This window comes from Vibrio ichthyoenteri ATCC 700023 (assembly GCF_000222605.1).
Classification (GTDB): Bacteria; Pseudomonadota; Gammaproteobacteria; order Enterobacterales; family Vibrionaceae; genus Vibrio; species Vibrio ichthyoenteri.
In genome coordinates this window covers 27,442-42,515 of the sequence record NZ_AFWF01000175.1, presented here as the reverse complement: position 1 = coordinate 42,515, position 15,074 = coordinate 27,442, and the positions used below count along the sequence as shown (strand labels likewise).

13 protein-coding genes and 1 riboswitch are annotated in these 15,074 nt (G+C 44.0%); of the genes, 7 read left to right on the top strand and 6 right to left on the bottom strand.

The features are described 5' to 3' along the window. Positions 1-92: 92 nt before the first annotated feature. A complete protein-coding gene (gene elyC / locus RH85_RS12255) occupies positions 93-896 on the top strand; it encodes an envelope biogenesis factor ElyC (protein WP_006712565.1) in 804 nt (267 codons plus the stop codon). 97 nt (positions 897-993) lie between these two features. Here elyC and torR read toward each other — a convergent pair whose 3' ends face one another. After that, positions 994-1,704: a two-component system response regulator TorR gene (gene torR, locus RH85_RS12250; RefSeq protein ID WP_005600132.1), complete on the bottom strand. Its 711-nt coding sequence runs from the start codon at positions 1,702-1,704 to the stop codon at positions 994-996. Between the two features lie 239 nt (positions 1,705-1,943). Between torR and torD the strand changes: the two genes are divergently transcribed. From torD to RH85_RS12225, 5 genes are all read left to right on the top strand, one after another. After that, complete coding sequence (torD, locus tag RH85_RS12245) at positions 1,944-2,591, top strand: molecular chaperone TorD (protein ID WP_006712563.1); 648 nt, start codon at positions 1,944-1,946, stop codon at positions 2,589-2,591. Positions 2,592-2,965: 374 nt separating this feature from the next. Then, complete coding sequence (gene purR / locus RH85_RS12240) at positions 2,966-3,970, top strand: HTH-type transcriptional repressor PurR (protein ID WP_006712562.1); 1,005 nt, start codon at positions 2,966-2,968, stop codon at positions 3,968-3,970. Between the two features lie 150 nt (positions 3,971-4,120). Next, positions 4,121-4,209: riboswitch (cyclic di-GMP riboswitch) on the top strand. A 109-nt stretch (positions 4,210-4,318) separates the two neighbouring features. Continuing rightward, positions 4,319-4,912 carry a TfoX/Sxy family DNA transformation protein gene (locus tag RH85_RS12235; protein ID WP_006712561.1) on the top strand — a complete coding sequence of 198 codons (594 nt, stop codon included), beginning with the start codon at positions 4,319-4,321 and terminating at the stop codon, positions 4,910-4,912. Positions 4,913-5,096: 184 nt separating this feature from the next. Continuing rightward, positions 5,097-5,801 carry a TVP38/TMEM64 family protein gene (locus RH85_RS12230; RefSeq protein WP_006712560.1) on the top strand — a complete coding sequence of 235 codons (705 nt, stop codon included), beginning with the start codon at positions 5,097-5,099 and terminating at the stop codon, positions 5,799-5,801. After that, the gene (locus RH85_RS12225; RefSeq protein WP_006712559.1) at positions 5,801-6,106 is read left to right on the top strand and encodes a putative signal transducing protein; all 306 of its coding nucleotides are present in this window, start codon (positions 5,801-5,803) and stop codon (positions 6,104-6,106) included. The genes RH85_RS12230 and RH85_RS12225 overlap by 1 nt, the downstream gene beginning before the upstream one ends. Before the next feature lie 53 nt (positions 6,107-6,159). Here RH85_RS12225 and RH85_RS12220 read toward each other — a convergent pair whose 3' ends face one another. From RH85_RS12220 to topA, 4 genes are all read right to left on the bottom strand, one after another. Then, positions 6,160-6,963, bottom strand: coding sequence for an alpha/beta fold hydrolase (locus tag RH85_RS12220; RefSeq protein ID WP_006712558.1), 804 nt, complete (start codon positions 6,961-6,963; stop codon positions 6,160-6,162). 201 nt (positions 6,964-7,164) lie between these two features. Then, positions 7,165-8,622: a glycogen synthase GlgA gene (glgA, locus tag RH85_RS12215; RefSeq protein WP_006712557.1), complete on the bottom strand. Its 1,458-nt coding sequence runs from the start codon at positions 8,620-8,622 to the stop codon at positions 7,165-7,167. Next, entirely contained in the window at positions 8,612-9,829 is a 1,218-nt protein-coding gene (gene glgC, locus RH85_RS12210; protein WP_006712556.1) for a glucose-1-phosphate adenylyltransferase, read from the bottom strand. Before glgC ends, glgA begins: the two co-directional genes overlap by 11 nt. 441 nt (positions 9,830-10,270) lie before the next feature. Next, positions 10,271-12,892 (bottom strand): type I DNA topoisomerase, encoded by a 2,622-nt coding sequence (topA, locus tag RH85_RS12205; protein ID WP_006712555.1) that lies wholly within the window; start codon positions 12,890-12,892, stop codon positions 10,271-10,273. A gap of 416 nt (positions 12,893-13,308) precedes the next feature. Here topA and RH85_RS12200 point away from each other — a divergent pair, with 416 nt between their 5' ends. Then, entirely contained in the window at positions 13,309-13,557 is a 249-nt protein-coding gene (locus tag RH85_RS12200) for a YciN family protein (RefSeq protein WP_006712554.1), read from the top strand. 119 nt (positions 13,558-13,676) lie between these two features. Here the strand turns inward: RH85_RS12200 and aroA are convergent, their stop codons facing one another. Next, positions 13,677-14,987 carry a 3-phosphoshikimate 1-carboxyvinyltransferase gene (aroA, locus tag RH85_RS12195; RefSeq protein WP_006712553.1) on the bottom strand — a complete coding sequence of 437 codons (1,311 nt, stop codon included), beginning with the start codon at positions 14,985-14,987 and terminating at the stop codon, positions 13,677-13,679. Positions 14,988-15,074 lie beyond the last annotated feature (87 nt).

Here is a 15,074-nt window from a genome sequence, read left to right as displayed (position 1 = left end):
AATCGTGCTGCTATTCTGTCACAAGAAGGGCAGATATAAAGAGGGATTCTCTTAATTTCTAATCAACTGGTGTTTTTTCGGACTATTTAAGTATGTTTGAGCTGAAAAAAGTCGTCTCGTCTTTACTCATGCCTTTACCAGCGATGCTGATCATTGGCTTTATCGGCTTAATGCTGATCATGTTTACAAGAAAGCAGAAAACAGGCTGCTTTGTTGTTCTCTTCTCATTTATCGGAATGTTTCTGATTTCATTCCAACCCGTCGCTTCTCGTTTATTAATGCCGATTGAGCGTCAATTTAGCGTTTTTTTACCGGTCGATAAGTCTATCGATTACGTCATGGTGCTCGGTAGTGGTCATGTTGTGGATGACACCATCCCGCCAACATCAGAATTAAGCCGTACCGGTTTGATGCGTTTGGCGGAAGGTATTCGCATTATGCGCATCTACCCAGGGTCAAAACTGATTCTGTCTGGTTATGCAGGCGGTTCTGATGTCAGTAACGCGCGCATGATGGCCAAAGTAGCTTTAGCATTAGGTGTCTCTAAGTCTGATATTATTTTGCTTGAAACAGCAAAAGATACTTGGGAAGAAGCGCGTCAAGCAGCGGCCTTTGTTAAACGCAAAGAAGTGGTCTTAGTGACGTCAGCTAGCCACATGCAGCGTGCGCTGAATGAATTTCATTCTGCCGGATTGAATCCTTACCCTGCGCCGACCAATTACTTAGCTCAAGATGAAATTCATCAGTTCTGGAGCAAGTACACGCCGAAAGCTATCTATCTAGAGCAGACTGAGCGCTACTGGCACGAGACGCTAGGTCGTATTTGGCAAAGCTTAAGAGATTGGGCATCCGATTACGAAGAGCAAAGTCTTGAGGCTTCGCAAAGTAACCTGTAGTGATCAGGCTAACGGTGGGAACGCCGTTAGTGCCCGACTAAAAAAGAAAAACCGAAGCCTAGGCTTCGGTTTTTTTATCACGGGATTTCGTCGACGATTAATCGCCTGCGAACATGTAACCTTCACCATGAACTGTCACAAAAATCTGTGGGTTCTTTGGATCGAACTCCATCTTCGCACGCATGCGTCGAATCAGCACGTCAATCGTACGGTCATTCGGCGCATCAACACGGTGGCTGATCATATTAAGAATGCGTTCGCGACTAAGCACCTGATTTGGGTACGTAGAAAGCGCAACCAAAAGTTCATATTCTGCTTTAGTGAGTTTTACTGGCTCGCCATTACGGCTAAGCGCGCGGCGCTGAACGTCAAACATCCACTCACCAAAACGCACCAAATTTGAATCGTTTTTCTGATCAACAACACTACCGGCATTACGCGCTGACGAAATACGCCACAGTAGGTTTTTCACTCGAACTAACAGTTCACGAAGTTCAAACGGTTTTGTTACATAATCGTCGGCACCCATTTCTAAACCAACGATCTTATCAATGCTATCCGTGCGTCCTGTTACCAGGATAATTCCAATGTCAGACTGACTGCGAAGTTCACGCGTTAACATCAAGCCATCTTCACCAGGAAGATTGATGTCTAGCATAACTAAATCAATCGCATGATTTTGTAGTGTGTCGCGCATCTGCTCGCCGCTTTCTGCTTCGCTGACGGTATAACCTTCATTTTGAAAGTAGCCAACCAGCTTGCTGCGAGTTACTGCGTCATCTTCTACAACTAGTACGTGATAGCTCATCTAAACCACTTAATTTGCATTGGGAATTGTTTACGATGTGTATTCTATTCATAAATCGTAACATTTCTAGTATTTGTTACATTAAAATCAAGAAAGATGATTTTTTATTGATTCAAAACAAACCTAGCCCAATCATTAACATTTTGCCATTTTTGCACTTATTTTGACTCATTGAGTGTTATCCCTATTCATTTTTCTTCGCTAGAATAGTAGGAGAATGAAAATAGGAGCATTGTTTGATGCAAGAGTTAAAAGCGTTTAACGAAAAGCGTGCAGAAATTTATTGGTGGTTCTCTAGCTTATTTGCCAAAGAGCTAACACAAGCAGATCTAGAGCAATATCAAAGCCCTGAGATTCGCAGCTTTTTATCTGGCTTAGGTGAGAACCCAAGTCTTAAACCGGCTATTGATCGTGTTGTGGATGCACTAAACCGTCAACTTGATCGCGAAGATGACCAGTTAGAATTAGCGGCCGACTTTTGTGACTTATTTTTAAAGTCAGACAAAGAATCTGCTTTGCCTTACGCTTCTATGTACATTGGCACTACCGGTCTGCTGCATGACAAGCCTGCTAACGAGATGGAAGCCTTGCTACAAAAATACGGTGTAGCAGTAGAACAAGGCTTAAATGAGCCTGCTGACCACATTGCAATTGAGCTTGATCTATTGGGTAACATCATTATCCGTTCTAACGAGCTTGAGCAAGAGCGTCATTTCGAAGAGAGCTTCGCCGAGCAAGAGGCCTTTATTCGTCAACACGTTTTAAGCTGGGTGGCTAAATTTGCAACCAAATGCCAAGGTTTAGACAATTTCGGCTTCTACTCTGCGGTCGCAGCACTTCTCGTCGCGTTCCTAGAGCTTGATTGCCAATACCTAACGGGCGAATAGAGCAACGATTTCAGCCATCATACTAATAAAAATAGATACTTGATTATTATTGCTAATAACCATCACGGATAACATTGTTATCCGTTCTATTAATAGAATAACGAGGCGCAGACATTTCAGCCTCGCTATAAGCGATTATTGTTACGCAAATATTGAGCATTAACCTATTCTAATTGGTATAACCGTATGGGGGACGGGATTTTTATTTGCCCCCAAACGAGATGCGATCTAGAATCGACAGCGCAAACGATAAAAAAATAATGAATTAAATACAAACCGCTGTAATCAAGCGGTTTTTGTGTTTTTAATACTTTCTGCCAAATTATTCTGATATGTGAATACCGCCGTGGCAGCTATAGATAGGACAATCCCTTATGGCCACTATTAAAGACGTTGCACGCCTCGCTGGCGTATCAACTACTACTGTTTCACACGTGATCAACAAAACTCGTTTTGTCGCAGAGACAACGCAAGAGCGCGTGATGGAAGCGGTTAAAGAGCTGAACTATGCACCAAGTGCCGTTGCTCGTAGCCTAAAATGCAACACCACTCGTACCATCGGTATGCTGGTTACTCAATCAACCAACCTATTCTTCTCTGAAGTTATTGATGGCGTTGAGAGCTACTGCTACCGTCAAGGCTACACTCTGATCCTATGTAACACTGGTGGTATCTACGAGAAGCAACGCGACTACATTCGCATGCTCGCTGAAAAACGCGTTGATGGTATTTTGGTGATGTGTTCTGACCTAACGGAAGAACTGAGCGAGATGCTCAACAACCACAAAGATATTCCTAAAGTTGTGATGGATTGGGGCCCTGAGACTTCTCAAGCAGACAATATCATCGACAACTCAGAAGAAGGTGGCTACCTAGCGACCAAATTCTTGATCGACCATGGTCATAAAGACATTGCCTGCCTAAGTGGTCACTTCGAAAAAGCAGTTTGCCAAGAACGTATTCAAGGCTTTAAACGCGCAATGAATCAAGCTCAACTAGATGTTAACGAAGATTGGATTCTTGAAGGTAACTTCGAGTGTGATACTGCAGTACTTGCTGCAGACCAATTGGTTGCTATGGACAAACGCCCGACTGCAGTTTTCTGCTTCAATGACACCATGGCGCTTGGCTTGATGAGCCGTCTACAACAAAAAGGCATTCGTGTTCCTGAAGACATCTCAGTCATTGGTTATGACAACATCGAGTTAGCGGAATACTTCTCTCCGCCGCTAACCACCGTTCACCAACCAAAACGACGTGTTGGTAAGAACGCATTTGAAATTCTTCTAGAGCGAATTAAAGATAAAGAGCACGAAAAACGCGTGTTTGAAATGCATCCAGAGATCGTTGAACGCAGCACCGTCGCTAAAATCAACTAAGTTGATGATTCAATAAAGATTAGCCGAAGGTCAATCCTTCGGCTAACTCCTCAAAAACAAAACTTATTCTTGCATAAAGATCACATCTATCTCATAGTAAAGAGATACTTCCTGACAGAAGTATTTTAATCTTTAGCAGAGCAAATTAAGTCACGCACAGGGCAAACCATTCTGAAAAGATGGGACGCAAAGCCACCGACCTACACATTGAATAAATGCACGGCAGCGGGGTTACCGATGGTAGAAATGCAACACGTTAACTGATTACTCTCCAGATATCTGCATTGACTGCTATTCTCTCGGACCTGATTTGGTGGCGTATATACACATACACCGAGAAAGTACTGAATGGATAAACCAATACTTAAAGACTCTATGAGGCTTTTTGAGCCGTTAGGTCGGATTAAATCTCGCTCTATGTTTGGTGGGTTTGGCATTTTTGCAGACGATACAATGTTTGCGCTGGTCGTGAACGATAAGCTGCATATTCGTGCCGACAACGCCCTTACCGAGCAGTTTAAGCAACAAGGATTAGAACCGTACGTGTATCACAAACGTGGCTTTCCTGTTGTTACTAAATATTTTGCCTTAAGCGAAGAGTGGTACCAAAACAGTGCAAAAACACTGCAAATTGGCACCGACGCACTCTCTCTCGCTAAGCAAGAGAAGAGCACTCAAGCACAAACGAAACCAACTCGTATTAAAGACTTACCAAATCTACGTCTTGCTACAGAGCGCATGCTGAAAAAAGCAGGCATCGAATCAGTGGAAAGATTGGAAGAGGCAGGTTCTGTTCAAGCGTACAAAGCAATCCAAGCCTCACATGATAATCAAGTGAGCTTAGAGTTACTTTGGGCATTGGAAGGCGCTATTAAAGGGACTCACTGGTCAGTCATTCCCCAAGATCGCCGCCAAGAGCTGATTTCAAGACTTGAGCATTGATTGATACACCAAAGCAATAATTCGAACTAAGCCAGCCATTGTCGCTGGCTTTTTTTTTGAAAGTTTTTCTTTGTTTTTAAGTTCATATACAAACAACACCGTGGTATCGATTTAACTCAAAGTCATCTAGAGTTAATAAAGTCCGTGATGAAATGATGCGTCGCGACGCTAAGTGAGAACAGAGATGAATAAAAAAATATTTTTCGGCCTATTACTTATTGCCATCATTGCGCTGCTTATCACGCAGTTTGGTGACCAACTGACGCTAGAAAATGCCAAAGCTCAGCAAGCCCAGTTGGCTCTGTATATTGAGCAACATTTCGTCCTAGCCGCAGCTATCTACTTTTTTGCCTATTTGGCTATCACCGCCTTTTCGATTCCAGGCGCCGCCGTTGTTACCCTACTTGGGGCGGCGTTATTTGGTTTTTGGGCCAGTTTAATCTTGGTTTCTTTTGCCAGTACACTCGGTGCGACTCTCGCTTTTCTCAGCAGTCGTTTCTTGTTGCGCGATTGGGTGCAAAGTAAATTTGGCGACAAACTCTCGGCAATTAATCTCGGGGTAGAAAAAGACGGAGCGTTTTATCTGTTTTCGCTACGCTTGATCCCTGTCTTCCCATTTTTCTTGATTAACTTATTGATGGGTCTGACTCCCATCAGCACCGCGCGTTTCTATTTGGTTAGTCAAATCGGCATGCTGCCAGGTACAGCGGTGTATCTCAATGCGGGGACACAGTTAGCACAAATTGATTCACTTTCAGGTATTGTTTCACCTTCGGTATTAGCATCATTTGCATTGCTTGGCCTGTTCCCGATCGTCGCGAAATGGGTAATGGCTAAAATAAAACAGAGCGACAAAACCTCGAACAAGGCGTCTAACGGAGAGGCTTAGTGAAAATATTTAGCGCCAGCAACCCACCACAAGCACACATCGTCTGCGAACTTTTACGGGTGAATAACATTGCCTGTGAAGTTCGCGGTGAAGGTATTTTTGGGCTTCAGGGTGAATTACCGTTTGGTGAAGCGAGTGAGCCCTATGTGTGGCTACATGACATTAGCCAACAAAATGAGGCACGCTTATTAATCGAGAAATTTGAGCAGCCACAACTGGAAAAAAATTGGCATTGCTCCAGTTGCGGTGAAGAAAATGAAGGGCAATTTGCCTTGTGTTGGCAATGTGGCGAACCTATCAAATAGAGCGCTGACACAATATTTACGCCATGTATCATGATCACATGGCGCACGCAAGGTTAATGAACCACTATTTGCTGACGAATAAACGCTATTGAATGTTGGTTAAACTCTTCCGGCCGTTCGATATTACATACGTGACCGCAATCTGCGATCTCTTTAAGCTGACTCGAACGATGTACAGCGACCATCTCTTTCACCGGCTGAATGAACATGTAATCTCGATCCCCCATGAGATAAAGAGTCGGAATCGGCAGTTCTTTATCTTTGAAGTAACGCATCAACGGATTCACATCTGCCGCTAAAATAAACCAACGTTTAAATTCTTTTTGGCATAACTTCTTTGCTTCGCGGATGAACAAGTGTCTTGATTGTTTCTGCGTACGTTGCGGCATTACAATATAAGCGAATAATCGATATAACCACATGTAAGGCACTATGTGCTTACAAAAGTTACCAAGCCTCACCAACACCTGTGAACGGGTATTCAAGCGCGTTACAGCGCCACCTAGCACCATAGACTTAACACGATCGGCGGCCAGCTCTGCCAGATTCCGTACAATAATGGTGCCTAATGACATCCCTACAAAATGAGCCGACTGTATTTTCAGGTGATCCAGTACCTGTAGAATATCTAAAGTGACGGTTTTAAACGTATAGCGATTGGTCATCAAATCTTTGAGTAACTGACTTGATTTGCCATGACCACGAAGATCAACCAACAGCAAATTGAAATGCTCTTTATACGCTTTGATTTGCTTAAACCATATCGATGAACTGCCTCCAGCACCATGGATGAAGACCACCCACTCTTTACTGGTTGGATGAGGATAGGTTTTATGGAATAGCAGAGTATTGCTCATCTATACGAATTGGTTTGGTTTCTATTAGGGATTGGCAGACTACCATAAAGTAATGAAATCTTAATTCAGATTCCGTCAATTTATGAGGGGTTGCGACGAGAAAAGTGTAAAAAAAGGCGTCTAGAGACGCCTTTTTAGCCAAGCATGAATACGCTTTAGTACCAAAGTTTATGAACAAATACCTATTTCGTTGACTTTGATTTAACCTAACGCAGCATGGTAAAGCGACAAATATTCGTCTGCGGCTTGTTTCCAGCAGAAATTCTGCTCCATCGCATACAATTGCACCCGTCTCATCTCTGCTGGTTTTTGCGTATACAGCAGCAATGAACGTTGCATGATGCTCAGTAACTCCAATGGTTCTGGAAGTTCAAAAACAAAACCTGTCGCTTGCAGTGGCGAATGATCATAATCAATCACGCTATCCTTAAGCCCCCCAACCGCACGGACGATAGGTAGAGTACCGTAGGCCATGCTGTAGATCTGATTTAAACCACAAGGTTCAAATTCAGATGGCATCAAGAAGAAGTCAGAGCCCGCTTCCACCCAGTGCGCCAGTTCATTGTCGTAAGCTTCAACAAAGGCGAATTTATCGCTGTAACGCTCGGCAATGGCTTTAAGCTGATAGGCCAACTTCGGATCACCCGTGCCGACAATCACCACTTGCACATCCAATTTCAAGAAGCGGTCAAGAATTGGAATCAAATACTGTACGCCCTTTTGATTCGTCAGGCGGCAAACCATGCCATACATCGCGTTATCGGCCTCAGGAAGGCCTACACGTTGCTGCAGAGCATTTTTACTCGCCTTCTTACCACGCAACATACTTTGCTTATTGGCTTTAAAATTGAGTGGCAAGTAGCGATCGGTTTCAGGGCTCCACGCACTGTAATCGCAACCATTCAAAATCCCAACCAAATCTTCAGAGCGTGCTTGGAACTCTTTTGCCATCCCATGGCTACCAAGTTCGGTTTGCAACTCTTTGGCATAAGTAGGACTCACAGCATTAATTTTATCTGCCGTCATCACCCCAGCTTTCAACATCGTAATATGACTATTGCTGACCGCGGCGTCTGGTGTATAGTGCACTTGCATCTCTGGTAAAGAATGCACTTCTTCGTAGCTAAATACCCCTTTAAACACCGCATTGTGAATTGAAATAATGCTTTTGGTATTGGCAAAGTATGGGCATTCCGCATAACGATATTTCAGCAAATACGGGACAAAGCCGGTGTGCCAATCATTGGCATGGACAATATCTGGACGAAAACCCAGTTTAGCCAGCATATCCAAACTTGCGGCGCTGAAAAAAGCAAAGCGCTCACCGTTATCTGGATAGGCTTGATTGTACTCTGAGTACATTTCATCGCGGCTAAAATATTGGTCACACTCGATGGCATAAACCGGTAGGCCCTCTACCGATAGCTGGCGTATTTTATACGGTGTATGCGGCCAATGCTCCAAATGAGTCTCCAGCACTACTGGCGCTTGGTCTATATCGGCGATTTTACGATATGCTGGAATCGTCACTCGCACGTCTTGCCCTAACGAGCATAGCGCTTGCGGCAGTGCCTTGGCGACGTCCGCCAAGCCACCACTTTTTATCAAGCCATCAATTTCTGATGCAACAAAGAGTATCGACAATTGCTTAGTAGCCAACTTTTACTCCTTTAGGAATCACGACTATGCCTTCGTCTGAAACATGGAAGTGTTTACGGTCTTCTTTCAGGTTAACCCCTACTTGCGTCCCCGGTGCGATATCAACATCTTTATCAATAATTACCCGGCGTAACACACAACCTTCACCGATTTTAACGTCACCCAGTAAAATACTTTCACTGATGTCACACGCAGAAGCGATGTTGCTGCGGAAGCCCAATACCGACTTTTCGATTCTTGAACCACGCACTAAACTGCCATTACAAACTAAGCTATCAATGATTTGCACACGACCATTATCACAGTCGGTAAAGGTTGCTGGTGGCAATGGTGGGTAATAGGTATGCAGTGGCCATTTACGGTTATAGAGTGAGAATGGTGCGTCTTTTTGCAACAAATCCATGTGCGCTTCCCAGTACGCATGGATCGTACCGACATCACGCCAGTACACTTCTTCTTTTTCACCCGTGATGTGGTTGGTACTGAAGTCGTAAACGAACACGTCTCCACGTGGGAACATTTTTGGAATGATGTCTTTGCCAAAATCGTGCGACGAATCCGGATTATCCGCATCTTCGATCAACTCAGCAAAAAGCGTTGACGCTTCAAACACGTAGTTGCCCATTGAGACCAATGCAAAACCAGGATCACCTGGAATCGACTTAGGATTTTGTGGTTTTTCTTCAAAGCCGATCATACGACCGTCAGTATCCACTTCAATCACCCCAAACTGTGATGCTTGCTCAAGTGGCATACGCAGTGCAGAAACGGTGAGTGCTGCTTCTTTGGTTTGGTGAAAATCAAGCATCTGCTTGATGTCCATTTTGTAGATATGATCGGAACCGAAGATACACACTTGATCAGGTTCAGCCAGTTCCATGAAGCGCAAGTTTTGGTAAATGGCGTCGGCAGTACCTTCATACCAACGTTTACCGGTACGCATTTGAGCAGGGATAGGATCGATAAAACGGTCAGTAATACCGTTGATGTTCCAACCTTTCTTTAGATGGTGGAACAAGGATTGTGATTTAAACTGAGTCAGCACATAAATGCGCATAAGGTCAGCATTAATAAAATTATTTAGCGCGAAGTCAATAAGGCGGTAGCTACCACCGAAAGGAACCGAAGGTTTACTCCGAGACTCAGTTAAAGGACGCAGTCTTGAGCCCTCTCCACCAGCAAGGATCATTCCTAGTACACCAGCCATTCGTTATTCTCCATATTATTATTTATCGTTTGATACCTAGTCTGGTACCTTTATATTCCCTTGTTTTAGCAGCTATAAAATCCTGTCCATGTTACTCGGTACTTTCCCCCCTCAATAATGTGCATGCTATTGGCTATAAATTATCGTATCTGACAAAGATTACAATTTTAAATACGCTATACCGGTAAATGCTCACAGGTTACTTAACCACCACCTGATCCAGCTCACACATTTGGTAACATTTACATAAGCCGTTAACATACTGAAAACAAAAATGTGATTTAGATCGCACGCTATTGAGTTATTTGATAATAATCCGACGTAAGTATTAAGAAATGTGAAAATGACGTTACATCCGCTCTGACTAAACGGGCGTATTGTTAAATATTCAGGCATAAAAAAAGCAGCGATAAATCGCTGCTTTTTCAATCATATAGATGATTATTTATTCTTACGCTTGTCTGTTATATCCCACTTTCCATCCACGAAAAGGGCTGTATAACCTGATGGCTTACCATCAATTTCTGAGCGCACATAGTTCTCTTTCGTCTTACGACTAAAACGCACTACCATCGGCAGACCATCTGGATCTTTCTCTGGTGCATCCGCAAGATAATGGAACTTTGCAGAAATACGATCTTTAAAACGTTTAAGTTCTTCCACTAAAGGGGCACGTGTTTCACGCGATTTAGGGAAAGTACTTGCCGCTAAGAACAAACCAGAGGCACCATCACGTAGAACAAAGTATGCGTCTGAGTTTTCACACGGCAGCTCTGGTAGGTGTACTGGATCTTCTTTTGGCGGTGCAACTTCACCATTTTTCAGGATCTTACGCGTGTTCTTACAAGTCTCGCTGGTGCAATCCATGTATTTACCGAAACGACCGTTCTTAAGAACCATATCGCTACCACACTTGTCACACTCAACCAGCGGGCCTTCATAGCCTTTAACTTTGTACTCACCAAACTCGACAACGTAACCTTCACAGTTCGGGTTGTTACCACAAACATGCAGCTTACGTTTATCATCAATCAGATAAGCGTCCATCGCCGTTTCACAAATTGGACAACGTTTCTTCGCACGTAGCGCAGCCGTTTCAACGTCTTCTTCAAGTACGTTAATTATGCCTTCTTCGTCACCCAAGTTAATCGTGGTTTTACAGCGCTCTTTTGGCGGTAATGCATAACCAGAACAACCTAGGAACACACCCGTTGATGCAGTACGAATACCCATCTCGCGTGAACACGTTGGACACTCGATATCGGTGTATACGATATGGTTTGGCTTCATGCCACCCACATCTTCATCCAATTCTGCCTTCTCAAGATCGCCAGTAAAATCGGTGAAGAAGTTATCTAGGACTGATTTCCAGTTCGCATCACCCACCGCGACTTGGTCAAGCTTCTGCTCCATTTTTGAGGTGAACTCGTAGTTCATCAACTCATGGAAACTGCCATCAAGACGGTCAGTAACAATTTCACCCATCTTCTCTGCATAGAAACGACGTTGTTCAACTTTTACGTAACCACGATCTTGAATGGTTGAGATGATCGATGCGTACGTTGAAGGACGACCAATACCACGTTTTTCAAGTTCTTTAACCAATGCCGCTTCGGTAAAGCGTGCTGGTGGCTTAGTAAAGTGCTGCTTAGGTTCAAGATCAACCAAGTCAATTTTATCACCCACTTGAACCGCAGGTAGAATTTGGTCTTCGTTCTTACCCATTGGACGTTGAACACGAGTCCAACCATCAAACTTAAGGATACGACCTTTTGCTTTCAGCGTGTATTCAGCCGCTTTTACGCTCACAGTGGTTGAATCGTATTGCGCTGGCGTCATTTGACAGGCAACAAACTGGTTCCAAATCAGGTTATACAGTTTGTGTGCGTCTGCTTCCATAGACACAAGATCTTCAGTTTTCACCGTTACATCTGATGGACGGATCGCTTCGTGCGCCTCTTGAGCGCCCTCTTTGCTACCGTAAACCAGTTTACTTGCTGGCAGGTAAGCGTCACCGTACTCTGTGCCAATATACTCGCGTAACGTCTCTACAGCCTCTGAACTCAAGTTAGTTGAGTCAGTACGCATATAAGTGATGTAACCCGCCTCATACAAGCGCTGAGCCAGCATCATGGTCTTTTTAACGCCGTAGCCTAGACGCGTACTTGCTGCTTGTTGTAGCGTTGAAGTGATAAATGGTGCAGACGGCTTACTTGACGTAGGGCGGTCTTCACGTTTACACACTTCAAAAGCGGCATTTTCAAGTACCGAAACCGCGGCTATCGTGTCAGTTTGATTGGTTGGCTTGAATGCCACACCATCTTTTTGAGCCACTTGTAGGCGGAAGTCCGTTTTGTTTTGCGTCTTGGTATTGGCGTGGATATCCCAAAATTCTTCTGGGATAAACGCTTTAATTTCGCGCTCACGCTCAACCAGTAGCTTAACCGCTACAGATTGAACACGACCAGCTGACAAGCCACGAGCCACTTTTTTCCACAACAGTGGAGAGACCATAAAGCCAACAACACGGTCCATAAAACGACGTGCTTGTTGGGCATTAACACCATCCATACTCAGTTCGCCCGGTTTTTCGAACGCTTGTTGGATAGCATTTTTGGTAATTTCGTTAAACACTACACGTTTGTATCGCTCTTCATCGCCACCGATGATCTCACGAAGGTGCCATGCGATAGCTTCTCCTTCGCGGTCCAAATCGGTTGCGAGATAAACGCAATCTGCGTCTTTGGCGAGTTTCTGTAGCTCAGCGACTACTTTCTCTTTACCCGGTAGTACTTGGTAATTCGCTTCCCAGCCATTAAATGGGTCGATACCCATTTTTTTGATCAGCGATTTACGATCTTTCTCGTGCTTCACACGAGCTTTCTCTTCCGGGCTTAAACCTTTGGTTGATACCGCCGCTGCTTTTTGGCCGGTGCTTTGTCCCGCAGTAGGTAGATCACGTACGTGACCCACACTAGACTTTACGATGAAGTCCTTACCGAGATATTTATTGATGGTTTTAGCCTTAGCAGGCGATTCCACAATAACGAGTGACTTACCCATAACTGACTCTAGTGTCCTTTAGTGACTGATGACGCGAGCTTATCGCACAACATACTTAAAATATTGCTTCTTTTTTTACTATCGAGCGAGATGACCAGAAGATCAATATCTTTTTTTAAAATCACTTTTGACTGCTCGACAAATGCGCGATCTCACCCAAAGCGTTAAGTGTGTTTATAGTACCCATTCAATAATGAGTTCGGTTAAACAATCAATGCCTTACCTGATGAAGTGCCACATACTAAACGTGTGGTTTATATCTCTGCCAACAAAGTAAGCAGATTTATGTAGCCCGTCACAAAACATTTCAACTCACCACCATGAGTAAAATTGTTATAGGTCATTGGAAAATGCCCTTAACTGCACGTACAATCGCGACCATTAATCGCCAAACCCTCTATTTAAAGGTAATCGTGATGAGCGAAAAAAAAACCATCTCACAATTCGATCTACTACTGATCGCGAACCAAATTATTCAAGCCCACGATGATTACATCGAAGGTATGCGTGCTGATAGCGTAGAAGAAAAAGAAGAAGTTTTGGTCTTTAAGGGCAATTATTTCCTAGATGACAATGGTATCCCAACAGCAAATACCACTGCTGTTTTCAATATGTTTAAGTTCCTTGCTCACCATTTGTCGAAAGAATTTACGTTAGAAAAATAGTCAGCTGAGATCGAGAATCGAGAATCGGCAGCGTAACATGAGCTTTTGCTTCGAGTAACAGAAAAGGCTGACACCGTGTCAGCCTTTGTTATTTTCGAAACCCAATGTTCTCGCTTAGCTTAACAGCTCAAACCCGCCAATTTATCGAAATAATCAGGGAAGGTCTTCGAGGTACATTTCGGATCATTAATTGTGACTGGCGTATCGCTCAATGCGACTAACGAGAAACACATGGCCATACGGTGATCGTCATAGGTATCAATCGCAGCATGCTTAAGCTGAGTGGGTGGGGTCACAATGATGTAATCTTCACCCTCCTCCACTTCAGCGCCTACTTTACGCAATTCAGTTGCCATGGCAGACAAGCGGTCGGTCTCTTTTACTCGCCAGTTGTAAACATTGCGAATCGCCGTGGTACCTTCGGCAAACAGCGCCGTAGTGGCAATCGTCATCGCGGCATCAGGGATATGATTAAAGTCTAAATCAACCGCTTTAAGCTTACCCACGCGAGAAATGACGTAGTCATCACCCCATTCAATTTCAGCACCCATTTTCTCTAGCGCGTCAGCAAATTGAATATCCCCTTGAATACTGTTTCTACCGATACCCGTGACCTTAATTGCACCACCTTTGATAGCCGCAGCCGCAAGAAAATACGAAGCAGAAGAAGCATCGCCTTCGACCAATAAATCACCTGGCGAGACATATTGTTGCCCAGCTTTAATCGCAAATTGTTGGTAATTGCGGTTTTCTACCACAACCCCAAACTGAGCCATGATGTGTAAGGTAATATCGATGTAGGGTTTTGAAACCAAATCGCCGACGATGTTGATCGTGACATCGTCTTTCGCTAATGGCGCTGACATCAAAAATGCCGTCAAGAACTGGCTTGAGATAGAACCGTCAATCTCAACGCTGCCGCCATTTAGGCCACTACCAACAATCTTAATTGGTGGGTAGTTGTCATTTTCAAGATAGCTAATCTCTGCTCCGGCTTGACGCAACGCATCTACCAAATGGCCAATTGGGCGCTCTTTCATACGAGGCTCACCAGTAAGTACATACTCACCTGAACCTAAACATAAAGCGGCCGCCAATGGGCGCATCGCGGTGCCTGCGTTACCTAAGACTAATTCTAATGATTGAGCCGCGTCGCTTTGTCCACCAACGCTATGTCCACCAGAAAATGCAGAGCCTAAACCATCCACTTCGCACTCAGTCTTATCATCCGATAAACGATAATTAACCCCGAGCGAAGTCAAAGCATTCAGCATATGACGTATGTCGTCACTATCAAGCAGATTGGTTAAACGAGTGGTTCCTTGCGCCAATGCCGCCAGCAGTAAAGCTCGGTTTGATACACTTTTAGAACCCGGTAAGTTGACCTCACCATCGACTTTATTGATTGGTTGTAATGTAAGGCTTTCCATTAAGACTACTATTCCTTGCTCGCTCACTTCCATAAGAGCGATGAAAAATTCTTCATACTGGCAGACTAACGAAAAACCGCCGTTAAA

Excerpts from the sequence above, each read along its gene's own strand:
- torD (WP_006712563.1), top strand. The coding sequence starts at position 1,944 with ATGCAAGAGTTAAAAGCGTTTAACGAAAAGCGTGCAGAAATTTATTGG.
- torR (WP_005600132.1), bottom strand. The coding sequence starts at position 1,704 with ATGAGCTATCACGTACTAGTTGTAGAAGATGACGCAGTAACTCGCAGC.
- RH85_RS12235 (WP_006712561.1), top strand. The coding sequence starts at position 4,319 with ATGGATAAACCAATACTTAAAGACTCTATGAGGCTTTTTGAGCCGTTA.
- RH85_RS12230 (WP_006712560.1), top strand. The coding sequence starts at position 5,097 with ATGAATAAAAAAATATTTTTCGGCCTATTACTTATTGCCATCATTGCG.
- glgC (WP_006712556.1), bottom strand. The coding sequence starts at position 9,829 with ATGGCTGGTGTACTAGGAATGATCCTTGCTGGTGGAGAGGGCTCAAGA.
- RH85_RS12200 (WP_006712554.1), top strand. The coding sequence starts at position 13,309 with ATGAGCGAAAAAAAAACCATCTCACAATTCGATCTACTACTGATCGCG.
- topA (WP_006712555.1), bottom strand. The coding sequence starts at position 12,892 with ATGGGTAAGTCACTCGTTATTGTGGAATCGCCTGCTAAGGCTAAAACC.
- aroA (WP_006712553.1), bottom strand. The coding sequence starts at position 14,987 with ATGGAAAGCCTTACATTACAACCAATCAATAAAGTCGATGGTGAGGTC.
- purR (WP_006712562.1), top strand. The coding sequence starts at position 2,966 with ATGGCCACTATTAAAGACGTTGCACGCCTCGCTGGCGTATCAACTACT.
- RH85_RS12220 (WP_006712558.1), bottom strand. The coding sequence starts at position 6,963 with ATGAGCAATACTCTGCTATTCCATAAAACCTATCCTCATCCAACCAGT.
- elyC (WP_006712565.1), top strand. The coding sequence starts at position 93 with ATGTTTGAGCTGAAAAAAGTCGTCTCGTCTTTACTCATGCCTTTACCA.